Origin of the sequence: Halorubrum trapanicum (genome assembly GCF_002355655.1) — an archaeon.
Taxonomy (GTDB): domain Archaea; phylum Halobacteriota; class Halobacteria; order Halobacteriales; family Haloferacaceae; genus Halorubrum; species Halorubrum trapanicum_A.
On record NZ_AP017569.1, the window covers coordinates 665,795 to 683,828 of the forward strand.

Here is an 18,034-nt window from a genome sequence, read left to right on the forward strand (position 1 = left end):
AAGCCTGGAAGCGGACCTGTAGGTTTCTACGGTGTCCTCGCCATTAACCGCGAGGACGGCCCCCATCGGCCTACCGCTCAGACGAGTCAGTTTCTGCCACAGCAAGTTTAAGTAATTCCGGAAAATCCCTCCACGTAATGGACAAGATCAGACGGTCAAGAGAAATACTAACTAATGAGGGGTTCTTCTCCTTCTGCCGATCGGCAACCACGCACTTTTTTTTGGATTCGTACAATAATCACTGGGAACAGAACCACGACTCGCCAACGCCGATTCCCGAGATGGACTGGGATAACCTGATCGTTCTCGATGCGTGCCGGTACGACGAGTTCTCCAGATTGTTCGACATGGATACACCAGTGAACTCTCGGGTCACCTTCGGGTCCAGCACCCCGGAATTCCTGCAGCGCAACTTCTTGGACAGAGAGCTGTTCAACACAGTCTATCTCACGGCAAACCCCAAATCACTCAAGCTCGAACGTGGTGACTACGGATCCGATCCGATATTTCACGCCCTGATTCCGGTACTCGACGACTGGAATGAAGAGTACCATACGGTGATGCCGAAAACGATGACGGAACGGGCGCTGTCGATCGAGGAAGATTTTCCACAGAAGCGACTTCTGATCCACTTCGTCCAACCTCACTTGCCGTATATTGGCGACACGGCGAGATCGATCCAGCGTGAACTCGATATCGCGATCGGAGGGTGGGAGTTTGACTGGCGAGATTACACGGAGGAGAGGTCGTCCATCGATGTCGATCGGATCACCTTTGAGGGGATCACGAGAGACGAATTCCCCCTGACAGTGGAGGACTATCTCCAGATGTACCGCGAGTCGCTATCGATTACGCTGTCGCACGTGGCTGAACTGGTGGAGGGACTCAGTGGTAAAACCGTCATAACTGCGGATCACGGCGAAATGTTCGGTGAACGTATTTTCCCGTTGGGCAAGCGAATATATGGTCATCCGCCGGGGCTCCGCACCGACGAACTCTGTATCGTGCCACACGTGGAATTCGATGGGACCGACCGGAAGCAGATCCGGGCCGAGGCACCCATCGAGCGGGACAGTTACGACGAGGAGTTGATCGAGCATCGATTGACCGCGCTGGGATACCAGTAGATGGTCGTCTTGAATCCCATGCGGGCCGTCCGGTACCTGGGTCCTCCTCCCGTCGCCGCCAACCCAACTACGTTGAAAGCATGCGATACCTGTCCAGAAGATGAGTGAGGAACTCCACGTGTACTTCGAAGAAGGTGACTGCCCGGACCCCGAAGACGGTTCAAACTACGTCATCCGGAACAACCTAGGGGCCGAGGACGATTTCTGGTTCAACACGCTCACCGGACTGGAATTGCCCCATGAGAGCCGTTTCTCCTACGACAAGTTCTACGCCTATCTCCTCCGTCCGAGTGGAGGGAACCTCTACGTGTACCTCGAAACGTATCAGAAACTGGAGACGAAGATCGAAAATCGGGGATTCAAGCGGATCGTCCCCCACGACCTCAACGAGGGGTATCTGACGGTTCTGAAAGATCTATGTGACGGAGCAGATGTCGAACTCGTCCGCGACTCGGCGTCGTCCGGGGGAAGCAACCGGCGTGTCATCTTCACGCTCTCAACGCTACTGTTACTGTTCGACTTCGTGCTCTCGTCGGTGTTAGGCAGGATCCTCCCGTCCACGGCGGCGGAGCCAGAAGACGCTGTCCTGTTTGTTCCGTTCCTAGGCCGAACCGAGAGCATGTATCCAGTGGTTGAAGAGGTGGGCGGTGCCGTGCGGATACTCACGACGAGATCCTGGTCGAGTCACCTCCTCAGGGGAGACTTCGTCGACCTCTACCGCGACCCCGATCGCCGTTCGATATCCGCGTACGCGAACGGAAGGCGAATCCTCAGGATGGTCCGGTCCCTCCTCGGGTTGCAGTGGTCCCTCCTCGTGGGAGAGCTGGAACTGTCCACTCGGCTGTCGGAGTACCTGGAAGGGAACCATCGACTTACCGCCCCCCACACCGTCGAGTACGCCTGTGAAAAAATTCTTGCCGAGCATACGGACAGCGTACTGAAATCCGCGATAATGCGAGCGGCGGTTCAAGAGATGGACCCTGAGGAGATCGTCGTCGGAGGACTGAGTCCCAAGGACATCGAATCCCTGCGGACTGCCGACGAACTCGACGCAGGACTGCATTATATTCCCCACTCGATCACCCACGAGGACGAGTTCGTCCCTCCGAGCGTCGAGACGAAAGTGTACACCACCGGGCCTGCAGACAACCGTCTCTTCAAGAAGCACTACGAGGAATCGGACCGGCCAGTCCTAATTCCCACGGGGAAACCGAACGTGGACGACCTGCTCGCAAACCTGGATGGTGTGGAAGCCAAGTCCGAATCTCACAGGATCGTCATTGGGACACAGGCCTACGACGACTGGATGCGCGAACAGTTCTTCCTCGATTCACTGGATGCGATAGCGAACTGTGGATATGATCAGACCGTCGTGGTGAAGATTCACCCCTCCGAGGGGACGGATTTCTATCGACAGTTGATTGCAGAGGCCGAAACCAGCTACGAGTTCGATATCGTGATCCGGGTGAAGGGGCTCCGTGAAGTGCTCTCGAAAGCGGACATTCTGCTGACCATCAACTCGAACATCGGAGTCGAGGCCATTATCTTGGACACGTACTGTATCTCGTACAACCCATTCGAACCGTTCACGTTCCGCTCGTCCTACATCGACGGGAACCACGTCCCGTACACGACTGCAGTTCCGGAACTGACGGAGGAGCTTGACCGGGTGATCGGTGCCGACTCGATTCGGAGTACCCAGCGTGAGCATCTCGATCGGTCCTACGTCTTCGGAGGGAGTGCGGAGCGGATCGCGGAACGGATACGATGACTGGCCGCGCGGATGTTGGAAGCGGGAGTGTACCTCCGTACAGTCGGGAGACGACTGTCTTCCTTGACTCCGTGTCGGCCTGAATTATCTCCTGAGGGCGGGAAGACGGTCAGTCGAGTCGTCAGCAACGGCCGGCTACAGTAATCGCAACGCTACCGACACCAATTTGGTACAGACTAATGCCATGTGACATAAGCAAAATAGTAGGTAAAGACGGCTCCGCGGGCGGCAAAAACGCTCGAGTAGTAGGACTCCCGAACCGGTCGATCTTTGGAGAGAACGACCATTTCCGCATACGAACCCCAACCCAAAGGGCGTACCGAAACCAAACTAACGAACTTTGACCGTCGGCCTCAGGTCGTCGCGAGCGACGACGGGATTATTGACGCTGGCGATGTCGCTCTAATTTGCTTCGCTCTGGTCGGCGGACACGGTTAGACTCCTCGATCGGGGTCATATACACGACGCCTTCTGTTTGGGTAGTGTCAGAGTCCGTTCCGGAGGCAAATGTTTTAATATGTGAATATCCTCTCTTTTATATGGGTATTAGATCTCGGCTTCTTCGTCCGTTGATCCCCAAAGTAATAAATGAAATAACACTATCCCTAAATTCAGGATCAGTCTCATTCAAAACTTCAAATGTAAAACAATATGAGTGGGTGAGAGACTTTGGAAGAGAAAAAGGTATCTTATTAGAATTTTTGGATGAACTGAAGAAAGATGATATATTTTTTGATATTGGTGCCGGTTATGGGATATACACCTGTTTTGCTGGCAATATAATCAGCGAAGGGGAAATTATAGCTTTTGAGCCGTTTTCGGACCGTTCCGAAATGTTAAAGCAAAATATCAACACGAATCAAATAACAGCGAGAGTTGTTGAAAAAGTCCTCTGGGACGACCAAGGAAATTCCGAAGTGGGGCTTGATAATGAGAAATCATCAATTCGGGTGACTAATACAGGGGAGAGAGAGATCTCGAACGACACGAAAGAAGTACAATCCATACCCAAGGTCCCAGCTGATTCTCTTATTGAACAAGGGAAAATCCCTGAGCCTACAATATTGAAGATTGATGTTGAAGGATCCGAAGTTCGCGTCCTTCGTGGTTTAGAAAAGACTCTTCAAACTTCTAAATGTAGAACAGTCTTCTGTGAGATTCATTTTCCGATGGGAAATTCGCGGTCTGCTAGAGATTATGATGATGATCCATATGAGGTATATGACCTCCTGCGTGAACATGGTTTTTCAATCACTCAACTGGATCCTAATGCTAATCGCCCAAGTGTACACTTAATTCGTGCGGATAAATAAAAATTGTACCCGGTCTTTGAGGTACATCACACCGTCCAGCGAACGTCGTAGTTTACTACAGATCCCGACGTTTACACCGGACACGCGACGATCGTAGAGGAGAGTCCCCGGTTGAGGGGTCCCTCTACTGAATACGACAAGTATGGGAACCCTGCCGGCGAGCGGTTTGTTCGGTGTACCGGGTGCGGCATCAAGATCCTCGCCGACGACACCCGACACGCGACGCACCGGGTTGGGTGCGACGGCATCAAGGAGTAGGCCGCCGCAGATTATTTCACTTTCTTGTAAGACATAAATATATAGCCTTCAATTATTATCTGTGGAAAAAACCGCCCAAGAGTGGCTTATATTAAAAAATTTGGGTGTAGAAGTCGGAATAATTAATAAAATTCCAGAACGACCGGCCCGCCGTGAGACGCCTCGCGCGCGCGTAGGTTCCTCGATAAAGTCGGTGAGATCTGTACAACACGCGACCGCCCTCCTCGCGTGGTGTTGGTTAAGCGTCGGTGTCGGCGTCGACGACCCTTAGGCACTCACCTCTGATGTATCGTACACCTCTTCACGCCCCAGCATATGGGAGATCAACACGACTAGTTTTCGCGCCGTTACGACAATCGCTATCTGGTGGTTCTTCCGCTGTTTCAATCGAGCGTAAAACGGTCCAAGATACGGATCGTTACACCGGTGAATCCTGTTTGAACACACTGAACCAGGATCCAGCGTAAGTCTCCACTTCCACGCTTCGAGATCGACCCTTCCGTCCGCGAGTCAGGTGACTCACGGACGACCGGATCTAATCCCGCGTAGCTCACCACCTGCTTTGCCTCATTGAATCGGTCAATCTCACCGATCTCCAAGGTGACCAGCAGCGACGAGTATAAACCCACGCCCGGAATCGTCGGTCGTGTTCAGATAAGTTGATTCCATGCGAAGGCGAAAGATCTGAGCTACCCGTTCGCAGTTTCTGCTTCGGCGTTGCTGAAACAGTTTGAGAAACTGGCAGTTCTGCGTTTTACCTCACGGAAGACACGTTCGACGCTGTTCCGAGTTCCATGTCGTTTGTATCTAAAATCGAGTCATATTTGTCACAAGCTCGCTGAAGTGGAACCGCGCCGTTAACAAGAAAGATCGCGTCATCTACGTCGTGTTTTTCGCGGAGTTCCGCGAAAAACGGATCCGCTATCACGTTCGTTCTTGTCGGCTCAAGCTTTGTATGGAGTAAATCGTTTGAATCGGGATCGACGGCGGCGTACAGCCAATATTGTTCATCGTCAAGCTGAATCACGGTTTCATCGACCGCAACGTGATTCGGGCACCGACCAGATTTCGGCTGTAGATCGGCCTTGTGAACCTAGTTATGAACGGTTGATCTGACCCGATCAATACCGAGCACCCCAAGAAACGAAACAGTATTCCAAAGCGATAATCCGGACAAATGAAGCTGAATACTGAGCTTCATCAACAGCTTCGGTGTTGCTTCTCTCTCCACAAACTCTAAGATAATATCGTCTAAACAGCCGTTGTGGCGGTCGTTTTCGGGGATAGAACACTTTAAAGACGCACCGCCTCGCTTTTCAATCCTTTCTGAACACCGTCTTTCAAAGCGCACCGCCTCGCTTTTCAATCCTTATCTGAACCCCGCCGATACCCCGCTCACAAAGTATTTCCCACCACCTCGACATCCACAAACCATGCAAGCAGTCGTACTCGCCGCGGGCAAGGGCACGCGCCTCCGACCGCTCACTGACGACAAACCCAAAGTTCTCGTTGAGGTTAACGGCACGCCGCTCATCGAGGACGTCTTCGACAACCTGCTCGACGCGGGTGCGACCGAGCTCATTGTCGTCGTCGGTTACAAAGCCGAACAAATAATCGACCGTTACGGTGACGCCTACCGCGACGTCCCGATCACTTACACCCACCAGCGCGAACAGCTCGGACTCGCACACGCTATTCTTCAGGCCGAGCCCCATGTCGACGGCGACTTCATGCTGATGCTCGGTGACAACGTCTTCCGTGGCAACCTCCCCGACGTGACCAACCGCCAGCGAGAAGACCGCGCCGACGCCGCGTTCCTCGTCGAGGAGGTCCCGTACGAGGAGGCGTCCCGCTACGGCGTCCTCGACACCAACGAGTACGGCGAGGTCGTCGAGGTCGTCGAGAAGCCCGATGACCCGCCGAGCAACCTCGTGATGACCGGCTTCTACACGTTCACACCCGCCATTTTCCACGCGTGTCACCTCGTTCAGCCCTCGGACCGTGGCGAGTACGAACTCCCCGACGCGATCGATCTGCTCATCCAGTCCGGCCGCACTATCGACGCGATTCGGCTGGACGGCTGGCGTATTGACGTCGGGTATCCCGAAGATCGTGACCGCGCTGAGGGGCGGCTCGACGAATTGGATGCTGAAGAGGCGGAAGCGGAAGACGGCGACGCAGACGAAGCAGTCGCCGATAACTAACCGGCCACCGGGGGTGTCGTAACGTAAATAACACCCCAGACGCGCGCAAGAACGCTCCCACATCGATGAGATGAACCGCTGTCTTGTGCCGCCAGCCAGCACAGACAGGTGGTGGATCCTGACTCTATTGAGACGATAATACCAATTCGGTCGGCGTATTCTCCCGATCAAACGTTTCTTATCAAAGATCGACGAATGTAGTCGTATGAACATCTCCATCATCGGCAGCGGCTACGTCGGCACGACGGTCGCCGCCTGCTTCGCCGATCTGGGCCACGACGTGGTGAACATCGACATCGACGAGTCGGTCGTCGAGACGATCAACGCCGGCGAGGCGCCGATCCACGAGGAGGGGCTCGCCGACCTCATCGCCGAACACGCCGGCCCGGAGGGCACGGGTCGGCTCCGGGCGACCACCGACTATGCGGCCGTCCTCGACACCGACGTCACCTTCCTCTGTCTCCCGACCCCGCAGAACGACGACGGCAGCATCGACCTGTCGATCATGGAGGCGGGCGCGAGCCAACTCGGGGAGGAACTCGCCGCCAAAGAGGGCTGGCACACCGTCGTCGTCAAGAGCACGGTCGTTCCCGGCTCGACGGCAGACACCATCACCCCGATCTTGGAAGCGGAGAGCGGTAAGACCGCCGGCGAGGCGTTCGGCGTCGGCATGAACCCGGAGTTCCTCCGCGAGGGGACGGCGGTCCACGACTTCCTCAATCCGGACAAGGTCGTCCTCGGCGCGGACGACGACCGCGCGCTAGAGGACATGCGCGCGGTGTTCGCCCCGCTCGTCGAGGCGGCCGACGCGCCGGTCGTCGAGACCGACACGCGAACCGCCGAGATGATCAAGTACGCCAACAACGGCTTCCTCGCGGCGAAGATCAGCCTCATCAACGACATCGGGAACATCTGTAAGGAGCTCGGTGTCGATGCCTACGAGGTCGCCGACGCGATCGGCCTCGACGACCGGATCAGCGAGCAGTTCCTCCAGAGCGGCGTGGGGTGGGGCGGGAGCTGTTTCCCCAAGGACGTCGCCGCGATCATCGCGGCCGCGGAGGAGACCGGCTACGACCCGGCGGTGCTCAACGCGGCGACAGAGGTCAACGATCGCCAGCCGGGGCGGCTGGTCGAACTCCTCGCCGACCACCTCACCGAGCGCCGCGACCGCGGGTTCGACGGGGCGACAATCGCCGTGCTCGGACTGGCGTTCAAACCCGGCACCGACGACATGCGGAACTCCCGCGCCATTCCGGTGATCGAGGACCTCCAAGCGCGCGGCGCGGCGGTGACCGCCTACGACCCGGTCGCGGCCGACAACGCCCCGAACTACGTCGACGACGTAACCTACGCCGACTCGGCCGCGGCGGCGCTCGACGGCGCCGACGGCGCGGTCGTCGTCACCGACTGGGACGAGTTCGCCGCGCTCGACGCGGAGTTCGACGCGATGGCGACCCCGATCGTCGTCGACGGCCGACGGATTATCGAGCGCCGCGACGGAATCACGTACGAGGGACTGACTTGGTAGGGAAAAGAGGATCGCAGCCACTCGAGGGTAGCGCTCTTCCCGAGGTTAAGCGACTATCTATCGACCGTCCCCTGTCGTTCGCCACGTAGTACGCGAACAACTGGTGAAGGACGTTCCGTGGCGGAGGTTCGACGACCCCTACGTAGGGAACCGATACCGAGGCATCTAGCGTGTGGAACATCTCCTCGAAGGGAGCGCTGGTCTCATACTAGTCACTCGTTTGCGAGACCCTGCCGACGCCGAAACCGACACGATAATCCCGGTGCTCCGACGAAAACGGAATATGCAGGACAAACGCGTCCTCGTCACGGGCGGGGCCGGGTTCATCGGCTCGAACCTCGCGAACCGCCTCGCAAGCGACAACGACGTGATCGCGGTCGACGACACCTATCTCGGCACGCCCGAGAACCTCGATTCCGACGTCGAGTTCGTCGAGGCCTCCGTCGTCGACGGTGAGTTCCCCGTCGACGTCGACGTCGTCTTCCACCTCGCCGCGCTCTCCTCGCGGAACATGCACGAGAGCGACCCCCAGCGCGGCTGCCGCGTCAACGTCGAGGGGTTCGTCAACACCGTCGAGCGCGCCCGGAAGGAAGGATGTGAAACCGTCGTGTACGCCTCCACCTCGTCCATCTACGGCAGCCGCACCGAGCCCTCCCCGGTCGACATGGACGTGGAGGCCCACACCGCCTACGAGGCCTCGAAGCTCGCGCGCGAGCGCTACGCCGAGTACTACGCCAACCACCACGATATGAACGTGGCCGGCCTCCGGTTCTTCTCGGTGTACCAGGGCTTCGGCGGCAACGAGGAGCACAAGGGCGAGTACGCGAACACGGTCGCGCAGTTCGCCGACGCCATCGCCAACGGCGAGGCGCCCGAGCTGTTCGGCGACGGCACCCAGACCCGCGACTTCACGCACGTCTCGGACGTGGCCCGCGCCTGCGAGCTCGCGGCCGACCACGAGCTGACGGGCGTGTACAACGTCGGCACGCAGGAGGCGTACTCGTTCAACGAGATGGTCGACATGATCAACGACGCGCTCGGCACCGATATCGACCCCGTCTACATCGAGTGCCCGTTCGACGGCTACGTCCACGACACGATGGCCGACTACTCGACGTTCCACGAGGCGACCGGCTGGGAGCCCGAAATCAGCTTCGAGGAGGGCGTCGAGATGGTGTGCGAGCCGTATCAGTAGACCGGATCTGTCGCTATCTGCTCAAGCAGTCTTTTTAAACCCGGAGGAGCGATCTGCGCACTGATCGACGGCGGGAGTGAGTATCGCAGATCGGCGGCCGCGATGTGGTATTTAAATAACCACGAGCGACGGCGACGAGCGCTTATAAAAAGGGGTGCGGTGGCGCGCCTGCGAGCGGCCGGAGCAAAGCGGAGGCCGCGAGCCAGCCCGCGAGGGACGCCGCGAACGCCCGCAGGGCGTGAGCGGCGAGGTTGGGGAGGCGTGAGGTGCGGTGCCGTGCGGGGCGGGACTCAAAGGGGCAGTCGCGAGGGCGAAGCACGCCGCAGTAAGCACCGCAAGGAGCGAGTGAAACGAGCGACTGAGGAGCACAGCAAGGCGCGCGAGCCGTCGCGACTGGGGCTTTGGAGAACATCATCTCGGCAGTGTCAGTCATTTATAAACAGCCGACAACAACACCGCTATTTACTTATAAACGACCTCACTCACGATATACTACACCTACTCCCGCAATCGATCGCTCCCGTACTGTTCGATCGCCTCGCCACGTTCGGCGACGACGTGCGGGGCCTCGTCCGCCGCCCCGTCGCCGTCGATCTCCTTGAGGATCGCGTAGAACCGCCAGTCGTCGCCGTAGTCGTACACGTAACAGATCCGGTCGCGCTCGTCGAGACCGAGGAGGTCGGCCAGCTCGTCGACCGTGGTCTCGCCGGCGTCGTACGTCGTCTCGTCCGCCTGAACGAACGTCGGCTCCGCCGACTCGTCGAACTCCTGCGGTGACTGAAACTTATCGTCGCTCTGCCAGTACGCCTCGCCCGCGCCGATGAACCAGAGGTGGCCCCGATCGAGCCCCATCGCGTCGTTGATCGTCGCTTGGAACTCGTCGAGCGTGCGGCCGCCTCCGACGACGACGTCTCGCCAGAGGCCGGTCGGGTCCGAATCAAACTTGACGCGGAATCGATACGCGGTCATCTTCGATCCGACTGACGCGAACGAACAAGAAGGTCGGGTTCCAGAAGAGGGTCGGAGAGTCAGTTCCCGGGGGCGATCACATGTAGCCGAGGTCGCGCAGGCGCTCCATCAGGTCCTCCTTGTCCTGGGCGCGGCCGGCGCGCTCGGTCGTTCCCTCGAGGTCCTGGAGCCACGCGGGTTCCTCGGTCGTTTTTTCCGTACTGACCTCGCTGCCGAGCGAGCGGAACCCGGCGAAGTACTTCGGCGAGATGGGCACGTCCTCCTGCGTGACGCCCTCGGGGAGGTCGTCGTCGCTCTGCGGGATGTATCCCTCGTCGGGGAACGCCTCGACGGTGTCGGGCACCACGAAGTTCCAGAACGCCTCCCACACGTCGGCCTCGGCGAACTGGAGGATGGGCTGGATGCGGTCGTGGGGCGGGAACAGGTCCGGGTCGTGGCGCGGCGAGAAGAACGTCTCGTCGGCGCGGGCCTCCTGCTCGTCCCAGCGGACGCCCGAGATGACGCCGTCGATGTCGTACTCCTCGAGGGCGTCGTTGAGCGCGACCGTCTTCAGCAGGTGGTTCCCGACGTACGTGTCGAGCAGGAACGGGAACGAGTCCTCCTCGAACTCCAGAATCTCCCGGATGTGGTGCTGATTGTGCTCCGAGAGCGCGTCGACCGGGATGTCGTCGCCCGGTTCGAGGCCGTGTTCTGCGACGTAGTCGCCGACGTCCTCGTTGCGGGCGTAGACGAGGTCGATCTCCCACTCGTCGGCCCAGTGCTCGACGAAGTCGGTGATGTCGTCGAAGTGCTGGAAGTGGTCGATGAACACCGCGGTGGGCTTCTCGTAGCCGTACTCCTCGGCGACCTGGTTAATGAAGTACAGCGTCAGCGTGGAGTCTTTGCCGCCGGTCCACATCACCGCGGGGTTGTCGTACTGTTCGAGGCCGCGGCGGGTGACCTCGACCGCCTTCTCGATCTTGTGCTGGATCGACGGGTAGTCCTCGGGGGCCTCCCCCTCGCCGTCGGTGTAATCGACGTCGACGCTCGCCGGGAAGTCGTCGCTCATACGGCGTAGCTGTCGCCGTCGAGACGAATAGGCTTTCTGAATCGCTCTCGGGGGTCGAAATTCGCCGGAACACAAGGGATATGCCGGCCGCCCCGGAACCGGCTGGCATGGGTCTGTTCGACCGGCTCCGCGGCGACGACGACGGCCGCGTCGTCTTCCTCGGGATCGACGGCGTACCGCTCGACCTCGTCGAGGACCACCCCGACGTCTTCGAGAACCTGACCGAGATCGCCGAGACCGGCTCCGGCGGGCGCTTGGAGAGCATCGTCCCGCCGGAGTCGAGCGCGTGCTGGCCGAGCCTCACGACCGGCGTGAACCCCGGCGCGACGGGCGTGTACGGCTTCCAAGACCGCGAGCGCGACTCCTACGAGACGTACGTCCCGCTCGGGCGCCACGTGGAGGCGACACGGCTGTGGGACCGCGTCACCGACGCCGGCCGCGACGCGACCGTCCTCAACGTCCCCGTCACGTTCCCGCCGTCGACGCGGATCCAGCGGATGGTCTCCGGCTTCCTCTCGCCCGACCTCGACGCGGCCGCGAGCGACGAGGAGGTGCGCGCGACGCTCGACGGCTTCGACTACAAAATCGACGTCAACGCCAAGCTCGGCCACGACGACGACAAGACGGAGTTCGTCGAGAACGCGCACGCCACCCTCGACGCTCGCTACGAGGCGTTCTCCCACTACCTCGACGAGGACGACTGGGACCTCTTCTTCGGCGTCTTCATGAGTACCGACCGCGTGAACCACTTCCTGTTCGGTGACTACGTAAACGACGGCGAGTACGCCGCGGAGTTCCTCGAGTTCTACCGCAAGCTCGACGGGTACATCGGCGAGATCCGCGACTCGCTCGACGACGACACAACCTTTGTCGTCGCCTCCGACCACGGGTTCACCGAGCTGGAGTGGGAGGTGAACTTCAACCAGTTCCTCGCCGACGAGGGGTGGCTCTCGTACGCGGACGACGACCACGACTCGCTGACGGACATCGACGACGAGACGCGCGCCTACTCGCTCATCCCCGGCCGCTTCTACCTCAACTTAGAGGGCCGCGAGCCGGAGGGCGTCGTCCCCGAGTCCGAGTACGAGGCGACGCGCGAGGAGCTCATCGACGACCTCGAATCGCTCACCGGCCCCGACGGCCGACAGGTGTGCAAGCGGATCGTGAAAGGCGAGACCGTCTTCGACGGCGCCCACGACGACATCGCCCCCGACCTCGTCGTCATCCCCGCGGACGGCTTCGATCTCAAGTCCGGCTTCTCCGGCAAGGAGGCCGTCTTCACCGAGGGTCCGCGCAACGGGATGCACAAGTTCGAGAACTCGCTGCTGTATTCGACCGAGCCCGGCCTCGACCTGACGGACGCGAACCTCTTCGACGTGACGCCGACGCTGCTCGACCTGATGGACGTCGACGCTGACGACGAGTTCGACGGCGAGAGCCTGCTGGGCTGACGGCCGTCGCAGGGACGGGACCTACTCTGTCGCCCGCGACGCGCGCCCTCAGATCACCTCTGTCGGCCGCGAACACCGCAGACAGAGGATTCGGGTGCCCGCCCAGTTCACGTGGTTCGACCCACAGTGCGGGCAGCGGTGGTTCTCGTTGTCGTACTCCGTCGTCCCCCGCGGCGCGGCGAGGTGGGCGTCGTCGACCGCGCGCTCGACGAGCCCGGCGAACCGCTGCTTCTTGAACCGAGCGCGGTGCGCGAGGAACTCGCCGGGCCGTCCCGGATCCGATCCGTGGAGGTCCTCCCACTTTATCGCTATCTCGCCGTCAGCTGGCCCACGCGCGACCTGCTTGATCGTCGCCGCTGCGGCCTCGAAGAGGGGGGTCGTCGCGAGCGCCTGCGGGGAGTCGACCTCGTCGCCCGCGGCCGCGTAGCACTCGGCGGCGTCGTCGTACGCCTCGTCGGCGCCGCCGAGCCCGCCCGCGACCCGGAAGTCGGCGACGAACTCCGCGAGGCAGGCGCCCTGTCCCGGGTCGGTGAGGACGGACTCGAAGTCGCGGGCGGCGGCGATCCCCTCGGCCGCGCGCCGGGCCGCGCGCTCGTCGATGCCGGCGACCCGGTAGGCGACCGTCGCCGCGAGCAGCTGTTGGAGCCCCTGCCCGATCCATCCCTTGTCGTCCGGCTCGAAGGGGTCGACCTCGGGTCGCGGGTCCGCGAGCACGCGTCGCCCGCCGCGGGTGTAGCGGTCCCCCGCGCGCTCGTACTCCCGGGCCGCCAGCGCGTCGACCGCCGCGTCGTGGTGGCCGCCGTCGTCGGTGTTCACACGCGCGCTACGGGCGGGGACGGGTTACGCCTGACGGGCGGCGGGCGAGCGGAAGGCTGCCGTCCGGACCATACTTATTTCCGGGCGTCGAAGCGCCCCCATGGAGCGACCGGACGGCGATTCGGGCCCGGCCTCGGAGCCGCCGTCGCGATCCGTCTCGCGGGAGAGCGCGGACCCGACGCCGGTCAGCGGCGCCGTCGAGTGGCTCCTCGTCGTCGCGCTGCTCGCGGCCCCGATGGCGGTCGTTCCGGGCGGTGACGACGCCCCGACGCTGGTGAGCCTCTGGGGGTTCGTGACGCTCGGCGGCGACGGGAGCGGGCTCGGCGGCTACCCCGTGTGGGCGTACTTCCTCGACCAGCCGCGACCGTTCGCGACGCTCCCGCCGTCGATCCGGGCCTGGCCGCTCGCGCTCGGCTTCCACCTGCTCGCGACCGGGAGCGCGACGAGCGGCGTCGCCCTCGGACGCGAGGACCGTCGGGTGACGGGCGGGGTCCTCGTGCTCGGCGCGGCCGCGACGCTGTGGGTCGCCGCGGGGCTGGGCGTGCGCTTCGGCGTCGGGACCACGGCGGGCTGGCTGACGGTGCTGCCGGTGAGCGCGCTCGCGACGCTCGCGGTCGCGGTCGCCGCGTACGGCGGCGACCTCCGGAGAATCGTGACGCATTGACCGGCCGAGGTCGCGCGTGCGAGCCGCCCGGGCGACCGGCCGCCGTCGCGCCCTCGGTCCACCCCCTTTATCAACCCGTGCGCGGATGCGGATCGCATGACGTCGTTCGCGACCATGATCGGCGTGACGAGCGCGGCCGGGCTCGTGACCGCGCTCGGCGCGCTCCCCGTCTTCCTCCGAGCGCGAGTGACGCACCGCACCTACGACGCCGCGCTCGGGCTCGCCGCCGGGCTGATGGTCGCGGCCAGCGTGTTCGGACTCGTGATTCCGGGGCTGGAGGAGGGGACGCTCGCGGAGGTGATGACGGGCGTCTTCGTCGGCGGCCTCGTCCTGCTCGGCGGGAACTACCTCATCCCGCACATCCACGCACAGTACCGGGAGTGGCTCCCGGACGGGGGCGCGACCGGCGCCGACGCGGCCGCGATGGGCTTCCCGGCCGCGGACCCGGTCGACGCCGCGGGCGGATCCGTCCACGGCGACGCCACCGCCGACGCGCCCGCGGACGGCGAGGTCGCTTCCGATCCCGCCGCGGATGACGCCGCCGAGAGCGCCGACGGGATGGAGGCCCCGCTGCGGAAGGCGCTGCTCATCGGCGGGGCGATCACCCTCCACAACGCGCCCGAGGGGCTGGCGATCGGCGTCGCGTTCGCCTCCGGGTTGAACGAGGTGGCGCTCGTGCTGGCGGTGGTGATCGGGCTGCAGAACGTCCCGGACGGGTTCGCGTTCGCGGTGCCGATGGCCGAGACCGGGATGTCGAACGCACGCGTCCTCTGGTACACCGCGCTCTCCGGGTTCGCGCCGCAGGTCGTCGCCTCCGCGTTCGGCTTCTGGCTCGTCGGACTCTCGACCGGGCTGTTCCCGGTCGCCTCCGGGTTCGCCGCGGGCGCGATGCTCGCGGTCGTGTTCCGGGAGCTGATCCCCTCCTCGCACGGCCACGGGCACGCCGACGCCGCGACCGCGGCGTTCCTCGTCGGGTTCGTCCTCCTCGTCGTCGTCGACGCCGTCGTGACGGTGTGACCGCGCCCGCCGACGGAGTTGTCGACCGGGCGCCAGACCGCGAAACGCTTTCGCCGGCGGGACGCGTCGCGTCGCACATGTCCACGACCGTGTCGACGCCCGACGCCGACGAGACGTGCGCGTACTGCGGCTCGCGGATCTTCGACCACGATCCGGTCTGCGTGCGCGACTGCGACGCCGACTGCGGCGCGCCCGCCTACTTCTGTAACTACGCGTGCCTCTCTGCGTACGTCGACGAGAACGAGCTCACCGCGGGCGACGCCTGCGAGTGGTCGCCCGACGCGTGACCGACCGACCACGGTCGTTCCGGCTCGTGCGGGAGGCCACCGTCGGCGAAGTCCGCCTCCGTGAGCGGGATCGCGGCCGATCGCCGCGTCGTCGTCGCGGCGACGTAGACGGCTTCCTCGTCGGCGAACGGTTGCGTGTCGTCGCTGATCCGGACGTACGGTCGGAAGTCGTTGTCTGCGAACAGATCCGGTCCCTTCGCGACCGCGCCGCGCTCGTCGGTCACGTCTCGTCCTCGCCGTAGTAGTCGTCCGTCGTCGACGCGGAACTCGCCGCGCGCTGCGCGGCGAACGACGCGAGCCGCTCGTCCTCTGCGATCGCCCAGTACCGACCCCGATGGCGGACGAGTCCGCGGTCATCGAGTCGCGATAGGACGGCGCCGACGCTCCCGCGTTTGATTCCCGTCTCCTCGTGGATCTCGGTCTGCGTGAACGCCTGGTCGTCGTACTCGGCGAGGAAGGAGAGGACCCGATACGGTTGGGTCCCGGGGGCGACGTCGAGCGCCGCCTCCGGTTCGTCGTCGAACGCGTCGATACCGATCGGCATGCGTCATAGTCTGTAATATTCTGTACTAAATTTGTGGGCGAGTCAACGACTTATCGCCCCTCGAATCAGTTGCCACCGCGAAAAGCCGCTCCGAATCCGCCTCGCCCGCTACTCGTTCCGCGGGCTGCTCGGGTGGTAGTCGGTGTCGTACTCGCCCGGGTTCCCGTCCACGCGGTCGGGGTTGATCCGGCCGGCGAGCAGCATGAAGTCGAGGACCGTACAGTAGAGCATCGCCTCGACGACGGGCACGGCCCGCGGCGGGAGGACCGGGTCGTGGCGGCCGACGACCTGGATCTCCTTCTCCTCGCCGGTCTCCCAGTCGGCCGAGCGCTGCTTCTTCGGGATCGACGTGGGCGCGTGCCACGTCGCCTCGCCGTAGATGGGCTCGCCCGTGGTGATCCCGCCCTGGAGCCCCCCGTGGTCGTTCCCCTCCGGGACCGGGTCGCCCTCGTCGCTCTCGACGTGGTCGAACGACTCGCCGTCGTCGAACGTCCAGTCCTCGTTGCGCTCGCTTCCCGTCACGTCGACGGCCTCCTTCCCGAGACCGAACTCGACGCCGGTCGTCGCCGGGATGGCGAACAATGCCTGGCCGAGCCGGCTCGGGAACCCGTCGAAGCGCGGCGCGCCGAGCCCGCGCGGGACGCCGCGACACTCGAAGTAGATGGAGCCCCCGATGGAGTCGCCCTTCTCTTGGTACTCCTCGATCAGCTCCTGCATCTCCGCGGCCGCCTCGGGGTCGGCGCAGCGCACGTCGTTCTCCTCGCTGTTCGCGAGGAGCTGCTCGAAGCTCACCGCGTCGGCTTCGACGTCGCCGATGCGGTTGACGTGGGCTTTAATCTCCACGTCGTGATCGGAGGCGTCGAGGACCTGCTCGGCGACCGCGCCCGCCGCGACCCAGTTGACGGTCTCGCGCGCGGAGGAGCGCCCGCCGCCGCCCCAGTTGCGCGTGCCGAACTTCGCGGAGTAGGTGTAGTCGCCGTGCGAGGGGCGCGGCGCCGTGACGTACGGCTCGTACTTCCCCGAGCGCGCGTCCTTGTTCTGGATCACCATGCCGATCGGCGTCCCGGTCGTGTAGCCGTCCTGAACGCCGGAGTTGACGACGACCTCGTCCGGCTCGCCCCGTGAGGTGGTGATCATCGACTGGCCCGGCTTGCGCCGGTCGAGCTGCGCCTGGATGGCCTCCTCGTCGAGCTCGACGCCCGCGGGCACGCCGGAGACGGTGACGCCCATCGCGTCGCCGTGGCTCTCGCCGTAGGTCGTCAGCTGGAAGAGTCGGCCGAACCGGTTCCCGTTCATACCCTCACGTGTGGCCGGGGGCATATATGGGTTGCAATCCGCGCAACGGGGCGGTCGGGGACGGTCGGCGGTCGAGGCGGTGTCGGACGACCGCAGATCGGCGAGCCGCCGCGCGACCGATGGGAGTATGTAACGGGACCCCGTTGATGGGGGCGTGCGCGACCGTCTCACCTCTGACCTCGGCGTGTACGCCCTCTCGGGACTGTTCTCGCTGGTCGTCTTCGTCCTCGCCCTCGGGATCCTCTCGCGGACGCTCCCCGACGGGCTCGCGAGCCGACAGCTCGGGGGGCTGATCGTCGGCTACCTCTTGTTCGTCGGGGTGTACACGACCGCTTGGTTCATCTACACCGGGATCGACAGCCGCGAGGAGATCTGACTGGCGGGTCGCGGCCGCGAACGGGGGTGGATCCTGATAGAGTTACGAGCGCATACCCCCGTCTTTAGGCGGGGGTCGAGCGGACAATAGCGTACACCTCCACCGACGACGCTACGGCTGGATTTCCCATCGATTCACCACCAGTATTAAGATACCCTGATACATAGTGT

At 62.8% G+C, this 18,034-nt stretch carries 17 protein-coding genes and 2 pseudogenes; 11 read left to right on the forward strand and 8 right to left on the reverse strand.

Translation table 11 applies throughout. The features are described from left to right. Positions 1-137 precede the first annotated feature (137 nt). The 3 genes from CPZ01_RS03275 to CPZ01_RS03285 all read left to right on the forward strand — a co-directional run bounded on the left by CPZ01_RS03275 (position 138) and on the right by CPZ01_RS03285 (position 4,211). On the forward strand, positions 138-1,127 hold the full coding sequence (locus CPZ01_RS03275) for an alkaline phosphatase family protein (RefSeq protein WP_096393415.1): 990 nt from the start codon (positions 138-140) through the stop codon (positions 1,125-1,127). A 100-nt stretch (positions 1,128-1,227) separates the two neighbouring features. Then, the gene (locus tag CPZ01_RS03280) at positions 1,228-2,898 is read left to right on the forward strand and encodes a hypothetical protein (RefSeq protein ID WP_096393416.1); all 1,671 of its coding nucleotides are present in this window, start codon (positions 1,228-1,230) and stop codon (positions 2,896-2,898) included. A 482-nt stretch (positions 2,899-3,380) separates the two neighbouring features. Further along, a complete protein-coding gene (locus CPZ01_RS03285) occupies positions 3,381-4,211 on the forward strand; it encodes an FkbM family methyltransferase (protein WP_157745917.1) in 831 nt (276 codons plus the stop codon). Between the two features lie 525 nt (positions 4,212-4,736). Here the strand turns inward: CPZ01_RS03285 and CPZ01_RS03290 are convergent. Beyond that, positions 4,737-5,110 (reverse strand): annotated as a pseudogene (locus CPZ01_RS03290) (transposase); the annotation flags it as partial. A 48-nt stretch (positions 5,111-5,158) separates the two neighbouring features. Next, positions 5,159-5,754 (reverse strand): annotated as a pseudogene (locus CPZ01_RS03295) (IS6 family transposase). Between the two features lie 148 nt (positions 5,755-5,902). On the opposite strand from CPZ01_RS03295, the gene aglF reads away from it, so the two are divergent. The 3 genes from aglF (at position 5,903) to CPZ01_RS03310 (ending at position 9,396) form a co-directional block, all read left to right on the forward strand. Then, complete coding sequence (gene aglF, locus CPZ01_RS03300) at positions 5,903-6,673, forward strand: UTP--glucose-1-phosphate uridylyltransferase AglF (protein ID WP_096393418.1); 771 nt, start codon at positions 5,903-5,905, stop codon at positions 6,671-6,673. A 205-nt stretch (positions 6,674-6,878) separates the two neighbouring features. Beyond that, positions 6,879-8,201, forward strand: a complete 1,323-nt coding sequence (aglM, locus tag CPZ01_RS03305; RefSeq protein WP_096393419.1) for a UDP-glucose 6-dehydrogenase AglM — start codon at positions 6,879-6,881, stop codon at positions 8,199-8,201. 283 nt (positions 8,202-8,484) lie between these two features. After that, positions 8,485-9,396, forward strand: a complete 912-nt coding sequence (locus CPZ01_RS03310) for an NAD-dependent epimerase/dehydratase family protein (RefSeq protein WP_096393420.1) — start codon at positions 8,485-8,487, stop codon at positions 9,394-9,396. 498 nt (positions 9,397-9,894) lie between these two features. On the opposite strand, the gene CPZ01_RS03315 is transcribed toward CPZ01_RS03310, so the two are convergent. Next, positions 9,895-10,365 (reverse strand): IS1096 element passenger TnpR family protein, encoded by a 471-nt coding sequence (locus tag CPZ01_RS03315; protein WP_096393421.1) that lies wholly within the window; start codon positions 10,363-10,365, stop codon positions 9,895-9,897. A gap of 76 nt (positions 10,366-10,441) precedes the next feature. Next, the gene (locus CPZ01_RS03320) at positions 10,442-11,413 is read right to left on the reverse strand and encodes a phosphoadenosine phosphosulfate reductase family protein (protein ID WP_096393422.1); all 972 of its coding nucleotides are present in this window, start codon (positions 11,411-11,413) and stop codon (positions 10,442-10,444) included. A 107-nt stretch (positions 11,414-11,520) separates the two neighbouring features. On the opposite strand from CPZ01_RS03320, the gene CPZ01_RS03325 reads away from it, so the two are divergent. Further along, positions 11,521-12,864, forward strand: coding sequence for an alkaline phosphatase family protein (locus tag CPZ01_RS03325; RefSeq protein ID WP_096393423.1), 1,344 nt, complete (start codon positions 11,521-11,523; stop codon positions 12,862-12,864). 48 nt (positions 12,865-12,912) lie between these two features. On the opposite strand, the gene CPZ01_RS03330 is transcribed toward CPZ01_RS03325, so the two are convergent. Continuing rightward, on the reverse strand, positions 12,913-13,680 hold the full coding sequence (locus tag CPZ01_RS03330) for a hypothetical protein (RefSeq protein WP_096393424.1): 768 nt from the start codon (positions 13,678-13,680) through the stop codon (positions 12,913-12,915). Between the two features lie 100 nt (positions 13,681-13,780). On the opposite strand from CPZ01_RS03330, the gene CPZ01_RS03335 reads away from it, so the two are divergent. The 3 genes from CPZ01_RS03335 (at position 13,781) to CPZ01_RS03345 (ending at position 15,648) form a co-directional block, all read left to right on the forward strand. Further along, positions 13,781-14,344 (forward strand): TIGR04206 family protein, encoded by a 564-nt coding sequence (locus CPZ01_RS03335; protein ID WP_096393425.1) that lies wholly within the window; start codon positions 13,781-13,783, stop codon positions 14,342-14,344. Positions 14,345-14,440: 96 nt separating this feature from the next. After that, a complete protein-coding gene (locus CPZ01_RS03340) occupies positions 14,441-15,361 on the forward strand; it encodes a ZIP family metal transporter (RefSeq protein ID WP_096393426.1) in 921 nt (306 codons plus the stop codon). A 77-nt stretch (positions 15,362-15,438) separates the two neighbouring features. Beyond that, positions 15,439-15,648, forward strand: coding sequence for a hypothetical protein (locus CPZ01_RS03345; RefSeq protein ID WP_096393427.1), 210 nt, complete (start codon positions 15,439-15,441; stop codon positions 15,646-15,648). Here CPZ01_RS03345 and CPZ01_RS15745 read toward each other — a convergent pair. The 3 genes from CPZ01_RS15745 to aroC form a co-directional block, all read right to left on the reverse strand. Next, positions 15,570-15,872 carry a hypothetical protein gene (locus CPZ01_RS15745; protein WP_394338333.1) on the reverse strand — a complete coding sequence of 101 codons (303 nt, stop codon included), beginning with the start codon at positions 15,870-15,872 and terminating at the stop codon, positions 15,570-15,572. The genes CPZ01_RS03345 and CPZ01_RS15745 overlap by 79 nt on opposite strands. Then, the gene (locus tag CPZ01_RS03355) at positions 15,869-16,192 is read right to left on the reverse strand and encodes a MarR family transcriptional regulator (protein WP_096393428.1); all 324 of its coding nucleotides are present in this window, start codon (positions 16,190-16,192) and stop codon (positions 15,869-15,871) included. The genes CPZ01_RS15745 and CPZ01_RS03355 overlap by 4 nt, the downstream gene beginning before the upstream one ends. 108 nt (positions 16,193-16,300) lie before the next feature. Continuing rightward, on the reverse strand, positions 16,301-17,488 hold the full coding sequence (aroC, locus tag CPZ01_RS03360) for a chorismate synthase (protein WP_096393429.1): 1,188 nt from the start codon (positions 17,486-17,488) through the stop codon (positions 16,301-16,303). A 154-nt stretch (positions 17,489-17,642) separates the two neighbouring features. Between aroC and CPZ01_RS03365 the strand changes: the two genes are divergently transcribed. Further along, positions 17,643-17,864, forward strand: coding sequence for a hypothetical protein (locus CPZ01_RS03365; protein ID WP_096393430.1), 222 nt, complete (start codon positions 17,643-17,645; stop codon positions 17,862-17,864). The last annotated feature ends 170 nt before the right edge of the window (positions 17,865-18,034 follow it).